The following is an 18,193-nucleotide window of genomic DNA, read 5'->3' on the forward strand; positions in this document are numbered from 1 at the left end:
CGCGTCCGCTTAAAAATAGGCGGACACCATCGCCCTTAATTCCGGATTTCTGAAGGTGTGTTCGCTGGCCGCTTACGGTCAATGAAGGCAAGCTCTGCCTTGATTGCATCAATCGTGAGTGTCTCGACTAGAGTGCTTTTGTTTGCTTTTACATTGGGCTTCTTCATGCTAGCCATGCCGACAATTATCCCGTTCAAATGCAGCTTTCGGGCCTTTAGGTAATCAGGCATCTGAGCACTGTTCTGTGGTGGTTTATTCATGGTTAGACCGATGGTTGGCCCGAAGCAGCCGACCCTCGCCGGTTGCTTCGGGGAGGGTTCAGGTTAGGCCGCCAGTAGGTCAATGAGACTGTGTTGGCGCGAGCGATCTATGAGTTCTCGCCAAGTCCAGCTTCCAAAGTGCTCTCCCTGTTCAGGGATATCCAGTTTCATCAGTGCAACAGGGTCACGGCTAATCAGGTTGCGTGCTGCCCACAGCTTGCCGCCGGTTTCCAGCAGCTCTTTCGCAGCCTCGTTCCACTTTTCTTCTAGTACTGTGTTCGCCAGATGTGCCGCTTGGTTCTCGATCTTAGCGCGTTCTTTTTGTGCCTCTGTGATATGCAGATCAATCGTCACCAGCTCCTGCTCCAGGGCGGTGATGAGCAGTTGTTGGCGGCGGTGATGCTCAGCCGCAGCCGTGAGGTTTTTTGCTGCCTTTTGAGCTTCTGCGTTAGCCGCTTTCTCGCCCTCTACATCGCCCCAGGCGACAGCCTGTGCATAAGCGGTGGCTGCGTCCGTTTCAGCTTGTCGAGCTTTTGCCATGTCTTCCTGATCGCTCTGGCGGACCTGCTGCAACCGGGTCTCGATGCTGCTGCGCTTTTCGTTGAGCTCCATCTCGTCGGCTTTCCAGTTCGCCATATCGCTGAGATAGCCCGCAGCCAAGCTCTCACGGTTTGCCAATGTCTCAAGGCGATGAATCTTTTGATTCAGGTTGCTGATCTCCAGTTTTCGCGAGTCGATGCGTCTTTTGTGATCGTTGATTTCATCCTGCACGGCTCGTTGACGGCCCTGCTGGATGACCTCTGGGGTTTCCAGCGCCTCTTCGAAGGGAGCAAGGTCACCCTGAATGCTCTCAACTTCGAGTGTCAGTTGGTCGCGGCGGTCTTTCAATTCTTGGATAGTGTTCATTCGTATGGTCTCTGGGTATTGCGGTTGATAGGGATGGTTGTCGAACGGCTGGCGAGGCCGGTAATGAGCCGGCGCTACCTCGATCAGCAGGCATGCCGTCAGGCGGCCTTGGCCTCGCTTTCATCCGTTCCAGGAACTGTATTCACCACATAGCAGCGTTGAGGCCCTAACCCGGGTAGGCGAATCAAGCTGTACGCTTTGCCGTCACTGCCCGGCTCAAGCACGCCGCGTTGCAGCAACTCCTTGTTCACCGCACTGATGTTCATGCCTTTGAAGATCTCGGCCCTCCAGGCTTCAGGCAGAACGTAGTAGGTGTTAGTGGTGTGCAGGGCGTCGCCCATGCCGTGTTCCATCGTCTTGCGAAAGCCCAACCGATCAATCGTGCGCGGCCCGTGCTCATCGATCTTGGCGGCGGCAGATTCCCAGCGGGTAAAGCGGCTTTCTCCAAAGCGCTCGATGACCTGTCTCAGCCGCGCCAAAATCGCATCGCCCTCGAAATTACCGGCGCCGCCGCGTTCGGCCAGCCACGCATGCAGACACACGCGCGCGGCAGTCGTGGCTGTGCCGTCAGGCCAGCCGGTGACGCCGAAGGCGGTGGCTAATTCTCCGGCCGCTGCTGCGAGGCCAAAGCGAAGGGCTGCACGCTGGGCCTGTCCACTGGCCGAGGTGGGCAGGTTTTGGGTGATGAACTGTTCTACCGTGCGGCGAACGATCACCGACCATCTGAGCATTTCCCCTGGAGCGCACAGTGCGTGCAGGAAGGCGGTGAGGGGCGTGCCGTAGTATTTGGCTACACGGGTCTTGAGCGCATCGGAGAGGGCAGCAGCATCCTCAAAACCGTTCAGCACATCGAACATGCCAAGGCCTTTGCTCGCATCCGCTGGGACGGCGAGCATGCGCACCTCCATACCGGCCTTCAGCTCCTTGTTGGCATCCGCCATGTGCTGTGCCAACGTCTTCTCGCCCGTCGAGAGAAACAGCAAGCGCCACTCCTGCACCTGTCGGCCTGCTTGTCCTCGATCATTCGCCCTGGCTTTGCCGGTGCCATTGCCGAGCATGTACACCGTCTCGCCGATAATGCGTGGGTCGCACATGCCGATTTCATCCAGTACCAGGAGGCCGTCTGAGTGAGCGGCGGCGATGGACTCCAGAGCGTTATCTGTGGAGCGCCACGAGCGCACCAGACGCGGCCCGCCATAGACCGATGCAGCGACCTGCAAGTGGGTAGTCTTGCCACCGGAGCTGTCGCCATACAGGTGGAAGCCGCCTGACTCATGTCCGAGCAGGTTCAACAGCGGGCCAGCAAAGGCCACAGAGACGACAAACGCTAAGCGGTGGTTGCCAATGCACAGCGCGCCGATTTGCTGCTGCCACTGCTCCAGAGAACCCGCCTCGCTGATCGGCGGCAACTGCGCACCGGCCTCATAAAAATGCAGATGTTCTGCGTGCGAGCCGATCTGTTGTTCGGGCAATAGGAATGCATTGTCGTGCCAGCCCAAGCGCGTTACCAAGCGTGCGCGCTGGGCACTGTCGAAGCCACCGAGGTAACTCTGCAGGTCATTGCGTGCGTTGCGTCCAGATCGGCTTCCCGCGAGGCGCAGGCCCATGTCTACCAGTGGACCGAGTACGTCCTTGCCGAAGTCGCCAGTCATGGTTCGGGCGGGAATGTTCCAGCGTTTTTTGGCGCCGTCCGGGTCATCAAACTCGACCAATAGACCCCAGTTGTGGCCCTTGTCGTCGCGAGTGCGAGCGATGATTTCGAGAGGCGAACACACAGGGCGCGCCTCGCCATCATCGCCGGAATAAAACACCCCTTCAGGCGTCAGGCGAAAGCCGCCCGGCAACAGATCATTTTTCGATTTCGCAGGGCGTTTGGCGGGCGCCTTGGTCTTCGGTTGTTGAGGCTCAGTGGGCTCAGCAGCACTACCGAAAAACTCTCCGCTGCGCACCAGCTCGGCGACGTGGGCAGCGGTCCAGCCTTTGGCTAATGCGTCCGCTGCATCGTCGCCGTCTGCCCATTTTCCACCCTTTATGAGCGTGGGCTCTCCGCCTTTGCTGCTGGGCTTGAGTTTGAACACGTCGAGCGAGACTCGTTGTACCGAAGCGACGCCCAGCTCAATCAACTTGAGCTCGATGGCGTCCATGCAGGTCTTGCCGCTGGCATCGTTATCCGGCCATAGCACCACCGTGCGCCCTTTGATTGGCGTCAGGTCGGCCTTGTGCCAAGAGTTGGAGCCGTTCGACCAGCACGTGGCTACATGGTCGGGCATCAGTTCAGCGGCGGCATCAGCAGCCTTCTCGCCTTCACATAGCACCACAGGCGCATCGGCCCGCTGTGTCAGCTCATCCAGGCGCAGCAGTGGCCGAGGCTCCAGCAATCCTTGCCAGCGCCATTGCGTGGTTTGCCCATCGGAGCGCTTGCACCAGGTCAACGGTGCGAAAACCTTTCGCGGCTTGCCGTCTTCATCGGGACTCAGGTCGAAGCGATACAGCGCCATGACCGGCTGGCCCTGAGCATCGCGATAGATCCACACTTTGGACGGAACACCGTGTTGTCGGTGTTTGGTTGGACACTTGTTCATGGCCTCGGCCGGGATCGGTTGAATCGCGATCCACTCCGGCGTTGCGCTTTTGGCCGGTGCGCTTTTGGTGGTCGCGGAACCAGCGGAGACGTTGAGCATATCCGCCAGTTTTTTGCAGGCTTCAACGTCCGTGCCGCCGTCGATGTAGCGCACCAAATCGATCAGGTCGCCGCCCTTATCGCCGGTGGCAAAATCCGCCCAGGTGCCTTTGCTCAAATTGACCTTGAGTGAGCCTGCGTGCTTGTCGGTACGCGTCGGGTTTGGTGCGGTGTATTCCTTTCCTCCGTCGACGCGCTTGCCGTTCGGAAGCCAATGAGCAAGCACGTGGTCGATGTTCTTCAGGGCGGCGCTTTTTACGTCGGCAAAGCTGGGGCGTTTTGAGGTGTTGCCGGTGCGCTGGGTCATGGCTTGGCCCTCAACGCAAACATCGAGTCATTCACGTCATCAAGGAGTGCCTTGGCCATTTCACCGAGGTAGAGCGCACACCAGCTGTAGCGCTCACCATCATCACTCATGGCGGCGTCTAATGTGAGCTGATTCACGTAGTGCTGGAGAAGAGAAACCGTCTCAAGCGCGTCTTCAATCGGTACTCCTGCGTTCACACGGAATAGGTGCTGGCTGTTGGTGCTACCAAAAAAAGACGCCCGTCCTAGTGTGCCTTGGGTGCTCATAGCGCACCGCCTTTCTGGCCCATTGGTACAGAGGAGGCATCACCATACAAGGCGAGTGTTTTGATCAAGCCCAAGGTGCCGCGCACGTCCCAAATAACGGATGACAGCACGCGGTTGGAGAGCGCGGGTTTATCGCCGTCGAAGTGATCTTCAAGCAGCATCAGAACGGAGTCGGCACGGTCTAGGGCGCAGGTGATGGCGTCGATGGGAATACCGGCTTCGGCGTCCTGGCTGACGCAAAGTAGATCCTCTGGCAGTGAATAGCCTGGGAGCATGCTCATTGGGCACCCCCTGCGGCTTCCAGAGCGCGAGCTTTGGACATATGGGCGTTGTAACGGGAAAGGCGTGTAGCGAGGCTGGAGTTGGCGTGTAAAGCGGAGAGAGCCATTGCTCGATGAGCGGCGGCGCGAATTTTGGACGGATTGAGGGCGTGCATGTGTGGAGCTCCTTCTTAAGTGGGAACTGCCACGGTTCGTCGCCAAACGAATTAGGGTGGCAGCCGTGCGCAGGTTGGCGAACCGGGTAAGAAGGAACCCGGCAGACCCGAAGGTCTCCCGCGCACAGCCGCCATAAAGCAGGAATGCGGGCACAAAAAAAGCGCCTGCAATCTTAATGGGGGCGCCTATGCGCCTTCTTAAACTCGGGTCGCCAAACCCGGTCGCTGAATTTGCAGCGACGGGCAGAGAGTAACGTCCGTTTTTTGAAAGTGCAACTGTGTGTATCGCTTGCGGATTTTTTCGATGCGGCATAAATTGATTAGGCATGTAGATTCACCTCAACGCCTCCGGTTGCCGCCGGGGGCGTTTTCATTTCAGGCATGGACTTCCCAGCGCAGGGAAACAAAGGGCAAGAAGTCGCCTTCGAGGCAGGCGCGTGCATCCTCGTAGGCGTCGATCTGCTGGCCTTCATCAACGATGATTGCCTGGGGTGCTTGGCATGGAACTGACAATGCGCACCAGATGCCATCTGCCCATCGCATCACCATGACGTCCCGGTTAAGGCGTTTTTGCTCTGTGCGGTGGCGCTCAAAACGCTGTATACCTCGTGATGAGAAACCCACTTTTCTGAGTACAGAAAATGGCTGCAAAATGGCCTTGTTGGCGACTCGATTTTTCATGCTGCCACCTGATCGCGGGCAGCGATGCGTGCGCGTGTCCATGCCTGAACTTCCCCCAATACCCACGCAACTGGAGCACTTCGGGCATTGCTGTTACTCAGCTTTACCGGTAGTGGGAATCCGCTTTCAGGTTGACGCATCAGCTTGTAGATAGTCGGGCGTGCGAGCCCTACGATCGAAATGACCTCGGGCATGCGGATAAGGGTCATAGATGGGTCATGCGAGGGAATTGCTTTTAATACTGTAGTCATAGCGAGCTAACCCTTTGTTAATTGAGACAACGGGTCATACGCTACGCAGGGGAGGGAGAGTGGACTGTGTCCGCTCCCTTTTTTATTTCAGAGGTCTAAGGCCCAGGGCGGTCAAATGCTCTCGAATGGTTTTTTTTGTGCCGAGGCCTGTCCGTTTGGAAAGAATATTGGTCAGTTCAGCATCGGACAGACTTCGCATTTCAATTTTCCGACCGTTAATGATTTGCTCTGCAGCCGCCTTGATTTTTGCCCGCCTATCCATAGCCAAGGTCTGTATTGCGGAGCTGGGGTTTCGGTTCCCATTACCTGCTTCCTGGCCCCTTCTCGTCGCCTTTGTCGACAAGGCATCGTCGAGAATTCGATGCATCAGACTTGATGTGTTGAACCCTTTTTTAAACACATCCATCTGCTCCACCTGGCGATAAAGACTCGCCATCAGTAGCGCTTGATTCGCCTCACCTAGCAACGTCGCGAATTCTTCTCGTGCCCTGATCTCGTTTCCGCTGCTGCGGTCCCGCTCTTTTTCGATCAGGGCAAGGTACTGGCGGGGTGAGTCATGTTTCAGCTGCTCTATCAGGTCTGCATCAATGCCGTAAGTGGTGAGCTCAAGGTCGAACAGCCAATTTGCAAGCGTTTCCACAGCCTGCGTTCCCATTACCAGGGCAAAGGTCGCCGCAAGCTGTGAGTCTGCTGCGGAATGACTCACCCCAAGAAACCGTCGAATGACACTGGGCAATGAGCCTGCCTCTGCATAACTGGCATGCTCGCTAATGGGATCGCGAAGTCGATAAAGGGTTCTTGTTACCGACTCTGCACACGGAGCGTAGGAGCCCTCCTCAAGCCAGAACGAGGTGGTCGTGTTGATCAGATCGAAGGCATCTTTGAAGTGGTTGTTGAATTGCGGAAACAGCGCAAGACTGCGAACGGCTGCCTCGACGTCGTCCTGATCCCACACAAGGCACGTTACGTCGAAACCTGCGATTTCGAGTTCGAGCTCTTCTGCCTCGATGCCCCGCTCAACGTCCATTTAGATCTCCCCTCCGCCCCGACGCCGGTAGGCTGTTACAGCGATTCCCTAATGGAAACGCTGATGCCAGCAGTGTTGCCGGTGTTCTCTTTCTGTAACACGACTGCCCGATGTAACACGCGGCGCTCAGAAGCTTTGCAGTGCGTGTAACGCTAAATATATTCAATAAATACAATGGGTTATTGGTAGGCGTAACACGCGTAACACCCGTAACACGATTTTTGAGGGGGTATAGGGCTAACGGCTTCACACGGCCTTCCCAAATTGACCTTGCACTACATTGCCGGCCACTAGGGAATCAAGATGATCGGCGTACCATTGCATCATTTTTACACGTTGCTCAAAGTATTGAGCCTTGTTGTATACCCCCGAGATGCCTTCCTCTTTGTGAGCCAACTGCGCTTCAACATGTTCCTTCGGCCAGCCATGCTCTCTAAGTAACGTGCTCGCGGTGTGTCGAGTGCCGTGGCCTACGAGACGACCTTTGTAGCCGATGGTTGCGAAGACTTTGTTGATTGTGTTTTCGCTGATGGTTGGGTTCTTCGCTCCCACACCGGGAAAAAGCCAACGACTCCGTCCCGTTAAGCAGTGCAGATCCCTCAAAGCTTTAACTGCTTGATGGGGAAGGGGGCATACAAAATCCCGGCGCATCTTCATCTTGGCAGCAGGCGTCGTCCAAATGGCCTTCTCAAGGTCGAACTCTTTCCATTCAGCCAAGCGGACCATGCCTGGTCGGGAAGCCGTCCAGATACAAAGCCATGCGGCGGTGCGTGCCGTCAGTCTGCTCGGAGTGTTTTTGAGTGCTTGGAGGAACTCAGCCAGTTCAGGCTCCAGCAAGTGTGGATGCTGCTGAGTCTTGGGTGCCTGGGCGGCAATATCGCGAAGTCGGCTACCTGGATCGTTTTCGGTGAGTCCTAATCCAATCGCTCGGCCGAAGATTTGGTTGATCCACGTGCGGCACTTTTCCGCCACGTTGTGAGCGTCTCTGGCTTCGAGGGATGCCTGGAGGTCTGCACAGTCGGTACGAGTGATTTCGTCGAGGGGCTTGTCTCCCAATGCCGGGAGTATGTCTTTGTCGAGGTAGGTGCGGATTTTGTGAAGGGTGGAGGTTGCGAGGCCCTTTTCATCCTTGGTCTTGAGCCAAGCTTCAGCAGCTGCTCTAAACGTTCGGGCCTTGGCCGCATCGATTGCAGCTTTAGCGGACCGTTTCTGCTCAAGGGGATCGGCGCCGCTACTTACTACTTTGCGTAGATCGGCAGCTTTGTCTCTTGCTAGCGCACCACTGACCTCCGGGTAACCCCCGAGCCCCATCCAAGCCCAATTGCCTGCCGGACGTTTGTAGCGTAGCTGCCAGGATTTACCACCATCAGGTTTGACCCTGAAGTAGAGGCCGTTTCCATCTAGCTCCCGGTATTCCTTTGACTCCGGCTCCAGCCCTGCAAGCGTTGTGTCTGCGAGAGGGCGGCGCTTGATATCTGCGCGCTTCATCCTTGTATCCCAAAGTTCGGTATTTTTCTCAGGATACAAGCAGGGATACAGGGATACAACGGATAAGGGGATACAGAGGTAGATAGCCAGACACAAAAAAACCGGCTCAAGTGGCCGGTTTCTCTGGTGCTGAGAGTCTGGTAGAGACTTTCAGATACTACTATATGGTGCCCCGAGGGAGACTCGAACTCCCACTCCTTTCGAAAACGGATTTTGAATCCGCCGCGTCTACCAATTCCGCCATCAGGGCTCAATGGCGGCGAAGTATAGAGATGAGATTACCGTTGGTCAATCACGTTTCATGGTCTATTTTCACTATTTCCGCTAGACTTCCCGGCCCTGCTAGACGAACCCCATCATGCGCGTTGCTGACTTTACTTTTGAGCTCCCTGATTCGCTGATCGCTCGCCACCCTTTGGCCGAGCGTCGCGCCAGTCGACTGCTGACCCTGGACGGGGTGAGCGGTGCCCTTGCACACCGTCAATTCACTGATTTGCTTGAGCATTTACGCCCAGGCGATTTGATGGTGTTTAACAATACCCGGGTGATTCCGGCACGGCTGTTTGGCCAGAAAGCGTCCGGCGGCAAGCTGGAAATTCTGGTGGAACGGGTGCTGGACAGCCATCGCGTGCTGGCCCATGTGCGTTCCAGCAAGTCGCCGAAACCCGGCTCGACCATCCTCATCGATGGCGGTGGCGAAGCCGAGATGGTTGCGCGCCATGATGCGTTGTTCGAGCTCAAGTTTGCCGAAGAAGTGTTGCCGCTTTTGGAGCGTGTCGGCCATATGCCGCTGCCTCCTTATATCGACCGCCCCGACGAAGACTCGGACCGCGAGCGCTACCAGACGGTGTACTCCCAGCGCCTCGGCGCCGTGGCCGCGCCAACGGCCGGCCTGCATTTCGACCAGCCGCTGCTGGATGCGATTGCCGCCAAGGGTGTTGAAAGCGCTTATGTGACCCTGCACGTGGGGGCCGGCACGTTTCAGCCGGTGCGTGTGGATAACATCGAAGACCACCATATGCACAGCGAGTGGCTGGAAGTCAGCCAGGACGTCGTGGATGCGGTGGCGGCGTGCAAGGCGCGCGGCGGTCGTGTTGTGGCGGTGGGCACCACCAGCGTGCGCTCGTTGGAGAGTGCCGCGCGCGATGGTGTGCTCAAGCCGTTCAGTGGCGATACCGATATCTTTATTTTTCCGGGCCGGCCGTTCCATGTGGTCGATTGCCTGGTGACCAATTTTCATTTGCCGGAATCCACGCTGTTGATGCTGGTGTCGGCCTTCGCGGGTTATCCCGAAACAATGGCGGCGTATAAAGCCGCCATCGATAATGGGTACCGTTTTTTCAGCTACGGTGATGCGATGTTTATCACCCGTAACCCTGCGCCGACTGCTCCTAAAGAAGCGGGCCATGAGGAGCAACTATGAGTCGTATGTCGTTTGAATTGTTGGCCACCGATGGCAAGGCTCGTCGTGGTCGCCTCACGTTCCCGCGTGGCACCGTCGAAACCCCGGCCTTCATGCCTGTGGGCACTTACGGCACGGTAAAAGGCATGCTGCCGCGTGACATCGTCGCCACTGGCGCCGAGATCATCCTGGGCAACACCTTCCACCTGTGGCTGCGCCCGGGCACGGAAGTGATCAAGAAGCATGGCGACCTGCATGACTTCATGAAGTGGCAAGGCCCGATCCTCACCGACTCCGGTGGTTTCCAGGTGTTCAGCCTGGGTGCCATGCGCAAGATCAAGGAAGAGGGCGTGACGTTCGCCTCACCGGTGGACGGCTCCAAAGTGTTCATGGGCCCTGAAGAGTCGATGCAGGTGCAGCGCGATCTTGGCTCCGACATCGTGATGATTTTTGACGAGTGCACGCCGTACCCTGCGGATGAAGACGTGGCGCGCATCTCCATGGAGTTGTCGTTGCGTTGGGCTCAGCGCTCGAAAAACGCCCACGGCGATAACACCGCTGCGCTGTTCGGTATCGTCCAGGGCGGCATGCACGAAAGCCTGCGCAAGCGCTCGCTGGAAGGCCTCGACAAGATCGGCTTTGACGGCCTGGCTATCGGCGGTCTGTCGGTGGGTGAGCCCAAGCACGAGATGATCAAGGTGCTGGATTACCTGCCGGGCCTGATGCCCGCTGACAAACCTCGTTACCTTATGGGCGTTGGCAAACCGGAAGATCTCGTAGAGGGTGTGCGCCGCGGTGTGGACATGTTCGATTGCGTGATGCCAACCCGTAATGCCCGCAATGGGCATCTGTTCATCGATACAGGCGTGCTGAAGATCCGTAACGCGTTCCATCGCCATGATGATTCGCCGCTCGATCCCACCTGTGACTGCTACACCTGCCAGAACTTCTCGCGTGCTTATCTGCACCATCTGGACAAGTGCGGGGAAATGCTGGGTAGCATGTTGAATACCATCCACAATTTGCGTCACTACCAAGTCCTGATGGCTGGTTTGCGCGAGGCTATTCAACAGGGTACATTGGCCGCCTTCGTCGATGCCTTCTATGCCAAGCGCGGGCTCCCTGTGCCGCCCTTGGACTGAGTTTTCCGACCCTAAGATTCACTATTTGCAACTGGAGTGCTAAATGAGCTTTTTTATCTCTAATGCCATGGCTGACGCCGCTGCGCCTGCCGCTGCCGGCCCTATGGGCGGTGGTTTCGAGTGGATTTTCCTGGTCGGCTTCCTGGTCATCTTCTACCTGATGATCTGGCGTCCACAGGCCAAGCGCGCCAAAGAGCAGAAAAACCTGCTGGGCAGCCTGCAGAAAGGCGACGAAGTGGTGACCACTGGCGGTATCGCCGGCAAGATCACCAAGGTTTCCGATGCTTTCGTGGTTCTGGAAGTCTCCGACACCGTAGAAATGAAGTTCCAGAAGGGCGCCATCGCCGCCACGCTGCCAAAAGGCACGCTCAAAGCGATCTAAGTAACAACCTTTACCAATCGACGGGGCGCGCAAGGCGCCCCGCGTTATAAGCGGGCGGCGTGATGCTGAACAAATACCCTCTGTGGAAATACGTACTGATCCTGGCGGTGCTGGCGATCGGTTTTATTTATTCCGCTCCCAATCTTTATCCTGATGACCCTGCGATCCAGATCACTGGCGCCAGCACTACGCTGCAGGTCAATCAGGCTGACTTGGACCGTGCGAGCAAAGCGCTCACCGACGCCGGTATCCAGGTAAAAGCGGCAACCCTGGCGTCTGATGCGAAAGGCGGTTTGTTGCGCCTGACCAAGGCCGAAGACCAATTGCCGGCCAAAGACGTCGTGCGCAAGGCCATGGGTGATGACTACGTAGTCGCGCTCAACCTGGCACAGACCACGCCGAAATGGCTGCGCAGCATTGGCGCGCACCCGATGAAGCTGGGTCTGGACTTGTCCGGTGGTGTGCACTTCCTGCTGGAAGTCGACATGGACAAAGCCCTCGACGCACGCCTGAAAGTCTACGAAGGCGACGTGAAGAGCCTGCTGCGCAAAGAGAAGGTGCGTTATCGCAGCCTGCCGCAGCTCAACGGTGCCATCCAGCTGGGCTTCTTTGATGAAGCGACCCGCGAACAGGCCCGTGCCCTGGTGCGCAAGAACTTTAATGATTTCGACATCGTGCCGGCTGACCTGAATGGCCAACCTGTACTGCGTCTGGCGATGACCCCGGCCAAGATCGCGGAAATCCGCGAATACTCCATCAAGCAGAACTTGACCACGGTCCGTAACCGCGTCAACGAGCTGGGTGTGGCTGAGCCGATCGTGCAGCGTCAAGGTGCCAACCGCATCGTGGTTGAACTGCCAGGCGTACAAGATACCGCTGAAGCCAAGCGTATCCTGGGTAAAACTGCCAACCTGGAATTCCGTCTGGCGGCTGAGCCGGGTGCGACTCGCGCGACTGCCGAAGAATTCGAGTTCCGCGAAGGCAACCGTCCTCCAGCGCTGATTGAGCGTGGCTTGATCATCACCGGTGATCAGGTGACTGACGCCAAGGCGGGTTTCGATTCGCAGCACGGTACTCCGGAAGTGAACATCCGTCTGGATGGCCATGGCGGTGACCTGATGAGCCGCGCCACGCGCAGCAACGTCGGTCGCAGCATGGCGGTGATCTTCATCGAGCAACGCCCGGTCACCACCTACACCAAACAAATGGTCGACGGTGTCGAGAAAGACGTGCCGGTGCAGACCTTCAAGGAAGAGAAGAAGATCATCAGCCTGGCGACCATCCAGTCGCCGCTGGGTGCTCAATTCCGCATCACCGGCCTGAATGGCCAGGGCGAGTCGTCCGAGCTGGCACTGCTGCTGCGTGCGGGTGGCCTGGCGGCGCCGATGTACTTCGCTGAAGAACGCACCATCGGCCCGAGTCTGGGTGCCGACAACATCACCAAGGGTGTCGATGCAGCCTTGTGGGGCATGCTGTTCGTATCCCTGTTCATCATCGCCATCTACCGCTTCTTCGGCGTCATCGCCACCGTGGCCCTGGCGGGCAACATGGTGATGCTGCTGGCACTGATGTCGCTGCTGGGCGCAACGCTGACCTTGCCAGGTATCGCCGGTATCGTACTCACCATGGGTATGGCGGTAGACGCCAACGTACTGATCTTCTCGCGGATTCGTGAAGAGATCGCGGCGGGCATGACCGTACAGCGTGCAATCAACGAAGGCTTCGGCCGGGCATTTACCGCGATTCTCGACTCCAACCTGACCACTCTGCTGGTCGGCGGGATTCTCTTTGCCATGGGCACAGGCCCCGTCAAAGGTTTTGCGGTGACCATGTCCCTCGGTATCTTTACCTCGATGTTCACGGCCATCATGGTGACCCGCGCAATGGTCAACCTGATCTTTGGCGGACGTGACTTCAAGAAGTTGTGGATTTAAGGGGCTGCCATGTTACGTACAATCAACTTCATGGGCGTTCGCAACATTGCGTTCGGCGCCACAGTGCTCCTTACCGTTCTGGCGTTGTTCAGCTGGTTCCATAAGGGCCTGAACTACGGTCTGGACTTCACCGGCGGTACGCTCATCGAGCTGACCTACGAGAAGCCGGCCGACGTTACCCTGGTGCGCAGCGAGCTGGTCAAGGCCGGCTATCACGAAGCCATCGTGCAGAGCTTTGGTGCTACCACCGACCTGCTGGTGCGTATGCCGGGCGAAGACCCGCAGTTGGGTCATCAGGTAGCCGAAGCCTTGCAGAAGGTCGGCGGTGACAACCCGGCGTCGGTCAAGCGTGTCGAGTTCGTAGGCCCACAGGTGGGTGAAGAGCTGCGCGACCAGGGCGGCCTCGGCATGCTGATGGCGTTGGCCGGCATCATGGTCTACCTGGCGTTCCGCTTTCAGTGGAAGTTCGGCGTCGGCGCGATTGTGTCGCTGATCCACGACGTTATCGTCACCGTGGGTATCCTGGCGTACTTCCAGATCACCTTCGACCTGACGGTGTTGGCGGCGGTGCTGGCGATCATTGGTTACTCGCTCAACGACACCATCGTGGTATTCGACCGGGTTCGTGAGAACTTCCGCGTACTGCGCAAGGCCACGCTGATCGAGAACATCAACATCTCCACCACCCAGACCCTGTTGCGGACCATGGCGACGTCGATCTCCACCTTGCTGGCGATTGCTGCGTTGATGATCTTCGGTGGCGATAACCTGTGGGGCTTCTCCCTGGCGCTGTTCATCGGCGTTCTGGCGGGCACCTACTCGTCGATCTACATCGCCAACGTGGTGCTGATCTGGCTGAACCTCAACAGCGAAGACTTGATCCCGCCTGCCGCTACCGGCAAGGAGGTCGACGACCGTCCTTGATGGGCGTTCGTTGATACGCTGTTACAAATAAGGCACGAGTATTGAACTCGTGCCTTTTTTTTTGCTCCAAGGCTGGGTATAGCGCGGACGTTTCGGTCCGCTTGTGATGGTCAGGAGGTTCACGTGAACAAGTCGTTACTGGTTGGTGCGGTATTGGGTGCTGTCGGTGTGACTGCCGGGGGTGCTGTTGCCACCTACAGCCTGGTAAAAAGCGGCCCTGAGTATGCGCAAGTGCTGGCAGTGCAGCCGGTGAAAACCCAGATCAAAACCCCTCGTGAGGTCTGCAAGGACGTCACCGTGACCCGGCAGAAGCCGGTGCAGGATCAGCATCAAATCGTCGGCACCGTGGTCGGTGCGCTGGCCGGTGGCCTGTTGGGCAACCAGGTCGGTGGCGGTAACGGCAAGAAGCTGGCGACTGTAGCCGGTGCGGTTGGTGGCGGTTACGCCGGTAACAAGGTGCAGGAAGGTATGCAGAATCGCGATACCTATACCACCACGCAGCAGCGTTGCAGCACCGTCAATGATATCAGTGACAAGGTGGTCGGCTATGACGTGCGCTACAACCTGGACGGTAAGGAAGGTTCCGTGCGTATGGACCGTGATCCGGGCGGCCAGATTCCAGTGGATAAGGAAGGTCGTCTGATCCTGGGCCAAAACCAGCAATAAGGCTGACATCAATCCAAGTGTGGGGGCAGGCAAGCCAGCCCCCAAATTGGATTGTGTTTGCTGCTGAGATACGAAATCCAAAGCATAAAAAAAGCACCCCTCGGGGTGCTTTTTTGTGCTCGCTCGCTTAACGCTTCAGCGAAGCCGGCAGGTGCGGCTGGATCGCCGTCAGTACTGCCTTGAAGCATTTGGTGTTGCCGGCAACTACGTGGCCTTTCTCCAGGAAATCGTGACCACCGGTGAAGTCGCTCACCAGGCCGCCAGCTTCCTGGATCAGCAGGGCGCCTGCAGCCATGTCCCACTCGGACAGGCCCGACTCCCAGAACGCATCAAAGCGACCGGCGGCAACATACGCCAGGTCCAGGCTGGCAGCACCGGCGCGGCGGATGCCGGCGGTCTGGCCAACCAAGGCGCGGAACATGCCCAGGTAGTTTTCCAGGTTGTCCATCTGGTCGTCACGGAACGGGAAGCCGGTGCCCAGCAGGGCGCCGTCCAGGCTGGTACGGCCGCTGACGCGCAGGCGACGACCGTTCAGTTGGGCGCCACGGCCACGGCTGGCGGTGAATTCTTCCTGGCGAACCGGGTCGAGTACGACGGCGTGCTCCAGGCGGCCACGGTATTTGCAGGCGATGCTGACTGCAAAGTGTGGGATGCCGCGCAGGAAGTTGGTGGTGCCGTCCAGTGGGTCGATGATCCACAGGTAGTCTTCGCCTTCGCCGCTGCCTTTGTGCAAGCCGGTTTCTTCACCGAGGATGCCGTGGGTAGGGTAGGCCTTGCGCAGCGCGTCGATGATCTTTTGCTCAGCGGCGCGATCCACCTCGGATACATAATCCTTGGCGTCTTTTTCGTCGACCTTGATGGTATCCAGGCGCTCGATGGAGCGGAAGATCAATTCACTGGCGCTGCGGGCGGCGCGCAGCGCGATATTCAGCATGGGCTGCATGGATGTGTCACCTAAGGTTGTTAAAGAAAGCCGGGCATTCTAGCAGAAACTTTCTTCAGGTGAAGGACGACGTTAGCTTTCATGGCATAACCTTAGGCTGTTCTGTAAGATTTGCTCCCCTTTCCTGTGTCCGAGAGCGCCTCCCTTGCTGCAAAACATCCGTGTCGTCCTCGTCAATACCAGTCATCCCGGCAACATCGGCGGGGGGGCGCGAGCCATGAAAAACATGGGGCTGACGCGCCTGGTGCTGGTCGAGCCGCGTGTGTTCCCGCACCACGAGGCCGATGCCCGCGCATCCGGCGCCAATGACATCCTTGAAAAAGCCCAGGTCGTCGCCACCTTGGAAGACGCCTTGGTCGGCTGCAACCTGGTGCTCGGCACCAGCGCCCGCGACCGTCGAATCCCCTGGCCATTGCTGGACCCGCGTGAGTGCGGCACCAAAGTGGTGGAGGAGGCTGCGGGTGGTGCAGAAATCGCCTTGGTGTTCGGTCGTGAAGATTCCGGCCTGACCAACGAAGAGCTGCAGCGATGTCATTACCACGTGCACATTCCATCAGACCCTGAGTTCAGCTCGCTGAACCTCGGGGCAGCGGTGCAGGTGTTGAGTTACGAAGTGCGCATGGCCTGGCTGGCTGCTGAAGGCCAGCCGAGCAAGGTCGAGAAGGATGAAGTGGCATCGACCAAAAGTGGCGAGCTGGCCACCATGGACGAGCTGGAGCGATTCTATGAGCACCTGGAGCAAACCCTGGTGGCCATCGAATTCCTCGACCCGGAAAAGCCCCGGCACTTGATGGCACGCCTGCGTCGCTTGTACGGCCGTAGCTCGGTCAGTCGGGCAGAAATGAACATATTGCGTGGCATCCTCACGGAAACCCAGAAAGCGGCCCGTGGTGAGCTTCTTAAGCGGAAGGATTAAAAATGTTCGAGCGTTTGCGAGAAGATATCCAGAGTGTTTTCCACCGTGACCCGGCGGCGCGCAACGCCTTTGAAGTGCTGACCTGCTACCCGGGCATGCATGCGATCTGGATTCACCGCCTGTCCGGAGTTTTGTGGGGCATGGGCTGGAAATGGCTGGCGCGGCTGGTGTCGAACTTTGGGCGCTGGTTGACCGGAATCGAGATTCACCCAGGCGCCAAGGTCGGTCGTCGCTTCTTTATTGACCATGGCATGGGCATCGTGATTGGCGAAACCGCCGAAATCGGTGATGACGTGACGCTGTATCAGGGCGTGACCCTGGGCGGCACGACCTGGAATAAAGGCAAGCGTCACCCGACACTGGGCGATGGCGTCGTGGTAGGGGCGGGCGCCAAAGTGCTTGGACCGTTCACTGTCGGCGCCGGTGCCAAGGTGGGCTCCAATGCGGTGGTGACCAAGGCCGTGCCGCCTGGCGCGACGGTGGTGGGCATTCCCGGCCGGATCATCATTAAGCCGCAGGTCGGCGACGAGCAGGAGGCCAAGCGTAAAGCCATGGCCGAGAAGATCGGATTTGATGCCTACGGCGTCAGCGAAGACATGCCCGACCCGGTGGCGCGTGCCATTGGCCAGTTGCTCGACCACCTGCAGGCCGTGGATGGCAAGCTGGACGGTATGTGCGGCGCATTGAAGGAGCTGGGCAGCAGCTACTGCGCGAAAGACCTGCCTGAGCTGCGCGAAGAAGACTTCGCCGAGATCAAGGTTGAAGCTGGCACCACCAAGGCTGGCTAAATCTTAAGCTCGATAAAACCTCCTGTGGGAGCTGGCTTGCCTGCGATAGCGGTCTGCCAGCTCACTTAGAGGGTGCTGACCCATCGCTGTCGCACGCAAGCCAGCTCCCACATTTGGCCTCCATGGGGCTTGAGATTGAGTCGTGGCCCGGTTCCCGCTGTTCGTCCCCACCCCACCCTGCTATTATTCGCGCGCCCTTTTCACGGGTAATCCTGACTAAAGTACTAGGTCTTATAGTTGACTTAAATACTCGGGAATCGCATACTTGCCCCCATTCTGAAACACCTTGGTACTTGTCCATGAGACTGACTACAAAAGGCCGATACGCGGTGACCGCCATGCTTGACCTGGCCTTGCACGCGCAAACTGGGCCGGTGTCCCTGGCCGATATCTCCGAGCGCCAAGGCATTTCCCTGTCCTATCTCGAGCAACTGTTCGCCAAATTGCGCCGCAGCAACTTGGTTTCCAGTGTGCGTGGGCCGGGTGGCGGCTATCAATTGTCCCGCGATATGCAGGGCATCCAGGTAGCTCAGGTGATCGACGCGGTGAACGAATCCGTCGATGCCACCAAATGCCAGGGTTTGGGTGACTGCCACGCTGGCGACACCTGCCTGACGCACCACTTGTGGTGTGACTTGAGCCTGCAGATCCATGAGTTTTTGAGTGGTATCAGCTTGGCTGATCTTGTGACTCGCCGTGAGGTACAAGAAGTAGCCCAGCGTCAGGACCAGCGCCGTTGCAACACCAAGGCGCCGCGTCTGGACAAGATTGAAGCGTCTGCCGTCGAGTGACAG

Annotated in this window: 18 protein-coding genes and 1 tRNA gene; 9 read left to right on the top strand and 10 right to left on the bottom strand. The window is 58.0% G+C overall.

Annotated features, from left to right (window positions below):
* Positions 1 to 323: 323 nt before the first annotated feature.
* The 9 genes from AOA59_RS25665 to AOA59_RS25705 form a co-directional block, all read right to left on the bottom strand.
* Complete coding sequence (locus tag AOA59_RS25665) at positions 324 to 1,166, bottom strand: chromosome segregation protein SMC (RefSeq protein ID WP_099489536.1); 843 nt, start codon at positions 1,164 to 1,166, stop codon at positions 324 to 326.
* Positions 1,167 to 1,264: 98 nt separating this feature from the next.
* Entirely contained in the window at positions 1,265 to 4,153 is a 2,889-nt protein-coding gene (locus tag AOA59_RS25670) for a DUF927 domain-containing protein (RefSeq protein WP_099489537.1), read from the bottom strand.
* Positions 4,150 to 4,419 carry a DUF3077 domain-containing protein gene (locus AOA59_RS25675; RefSeq protein WP_099489538.1) on the bottom strand — a complete coding sequence of 90 codons (270 nt, stop codon included), beginning with the start codon at positions 4,417 to 4,419 and terminating at the stop codon, positions 4,150 to 4,152. The genes AOA59_RS25670 and AOA59_RS25675 overlap by 4 nt, the downstream gene beginning before the upstream one ends.
* Positions 4,416 to 4,700, bottom strand: coding sequence for a hypothetical protein (locus AOA59_RS25680; protein ID WP_099489539.1), 285 nt, complete (start codon positions 4,698 to 4,700; stop codon positions 4,416 to 4,418). Before AOA59_RS25680 ends, AOA59_RS25675 begins: the two co-directional genes overlap by 4 nt.
* A 530-nt stretch (positions 4,701 to 5,230) precedes the next feature.
* On the bottom strand, positions 5,231 to 5,536 hold the full coding sequence (locus tag AOA59_RS25685) for a hypothetical protein (RefSeq protein ID WP_099489540.1): 306 nt from the start codon (positions 5,534 to 5,536) through the stop codon (positions 5,231 to 5,233).
* Positions 5,533 to 5,787: an AlpA family transcriptional regulator gene (locus tag AOA59_RS25690; protein ID WP_026078127.1), complete on the bottom strand. Its 255-nt coding sequence runs from the start codon at positions 5,785 to 5,787 to the stop codon at positions 5,533 to 5,535. Before AOA59_RS25690 ends, AOA59_RS25685 begins: the two co-directional genes overlap by 4 nt.
* A gap of 82 nt (positions 5,788 to 5,869) precedes the next feature.
* Positions 5,870 to 6,814, bottom strand: coding sequence for a hypothetical protein (locus AOA59_RS25695; protein ID WP_099489541.1), 945 nt, complete (start codon positions 6,812 to 6,814; stop codon positions 5,870 to 5,872).
* A gap of 246 nt (positions 6,815 to 7,060) precedes the next feature.
* On the bottom strand, positions 7,061 to 8,302 hold the full coding sequence (locus tag AOA59_RS25700; protein ID WP_099489542.1) for a tyrosine-type recombinase/integrase: 1,242 nt from the start codon (positions 8,300 to 8,302) through the stop codon (positions 7,061 to 7,063).
* A gap of 165 nt (positions 8,303 to 8,467) precedes the next feature.
* Positions 8,468 to 8,552 (bottom strand) — tRNA-Leu (locus AOA59_RS25705).
* Positions 8,553 to 8,660: 108 nt separating this feature from the next.
* On the opposite strand from AOA59_RS25705, the gene queA reads away from it, so the two are divergent.
* The 6 genes from queA (at position 8,661) to AOA59_RS25735 (ending at position 14,752) form a co-directional block, all read left to right on the top strand.
* A complete protein-coding gene (queA, locus tag AOA59_RS25710) occupies positions 8,661 to 9,725 on the top strand; it encodes a tRNA preQ1(34) S-adenosylmethionine ribosyltransferase-isomerase QueA (protein WP_099489543.1) in 1,065 nt (354 codons plus the stop codon).
* Positions 9,726 to 9,730: 5 nt separating this feature from the next.
* The gene (gene tgt, locus AOA59_RS25715; protein ID WP_003175976.1) at positions 9,731 to 10,846 is read left to right on the top strand and encodes a tRNA guanosine(34) transglycosylase Tgt; all 1,116 of its coding nucleotides are present in this window, start codon (positions 9,731 to 9,733) and stop codon (positions 10,844 to 10,846) included.
* A 43-nt stretch (positions 10,847 to 10,889) separates the two neighbouring features.
* The gene (gene yajC, locus AOA59_RS25720; protein WP_003175975.1) at positions 10,890 to 11,228 is read left to right on the top strand and encodes a preprotein translocase subunit YajC; all 339 of its coding nucleotides are present in this window, start codon (positions 10,890 to 10,892) and stop codon (positions 11,226 to 11,228) included.
* 62 nt (positions 11,229 to 11,290) lie between these two features.
* On the top strand, positions 11,291 to 13,162 hold the full coding sequence (secD, locus tag AOA59_RS25725; protein ID WP_099489544.1) for a protein translocase subunit SecD: 1,872 nt from the start codon (positions 11,291 to 11,293) through the stop codon (positions 13,160 to 13,162).
* Between the two features lie 9 nt (positions 13,163 to 13,171).
* Positions 13,172 to 14,086, top strand: coding sequence for a protein translocase subunit SecF (secF, locus tag AOA59_RS25730; protein ID WP_056858739.1), 915 nt, complete (start codon positions 13,172 to 13,174; stop codon positions 14,084 to 14,086).
* Positions 14,087 to 14,209: 123 nt separating this feature from the next.
* The gene (locus tag AOA59_RS25735; protein WP_017135941.1) at positions 14,210 to 14,752 is read left to right on the top strand and encodes a glycine zipper 2TM domain-containing protein; all 543 of its coding nucleotides are present in this window, start codon (positions 14,210 to 14,212) and stop codon (positions 14,750 to 14,752) included.
* Between the two features lie 127 nt (positions 14,753 to 14,879).
* Here the strand turns inward: AOA59_RS25735 and suhB are convergent, their stop codons facing one another.
* Entirely contained in the window at positions 14,880 to 15,695 is an 816-nt protein-coding gene (gene suhB, locus AOA59_RS25740) for an inositol-phosphate phosphatase (RefSeq protein ID WP_003175971.1), read from the bottom strand.
* A 145-nt stretch (positions 15,696 to 15,840) separates the two neighbouring features.
* Here suhB and trmJ point away from each other — a divergent pair, with 145 nt between their 5' ends.
* From trmJ to iscR, 3 genes are all read left to right on the top strand, one after another.
* Complete coding sequence (gene trmJ / locus AOA59_RS25745; protein ID WP_099489545.1) at positions 15,841 to 16,611, top strand: tRNA (cytosine(32)/uridine(32)-2'-O)-methyltransferase TrmJ; 771 nt, start codon at positions 15,841 to 15,843, stop codon at positions 16,609 to 16,611.
* Between the two features lie 2 nt (positions 16,612 to 16,613).
* Positions 16,614 to 17,399: a serine O-acetyltransferase gene (gene cysE / locus AOA59_RS25750; protein WP_069787163.1), complete on the top strand. Its 786-nt coding sequence runs from the start codon at positions 16,614 to 16,616 to the stop codon at positions 17,397 to 17,399.
* Positions 17,400 to 17,698: 299 nt separating this feature from the next.
* A complete protein-coding gene (gene iscR, locus AOA59_RS25755; protein WP_003194020.1) occupies positions 17,699 to 18,190 on the top strand; it encodes a Fe-S cluster assembly transcriptional regulator IscR in 492 nt (163 codons plus the stop codon).
* The last annotated feature ends 3 nt before the right edge of the window (positions 18,191 to 18,193 follow it).

Origin of the sequence: Pseudomonas sp. 2822-15 (genome assembly GCF_002742515.1) — a bacterium.
Lineage (GTDB): Bacteria > Pseudomonadota > Gammaproteobacteria > Pseudomonadales > Pseudomonadaceae > Aquipseudomonas > Aquipseudomonas salomonii.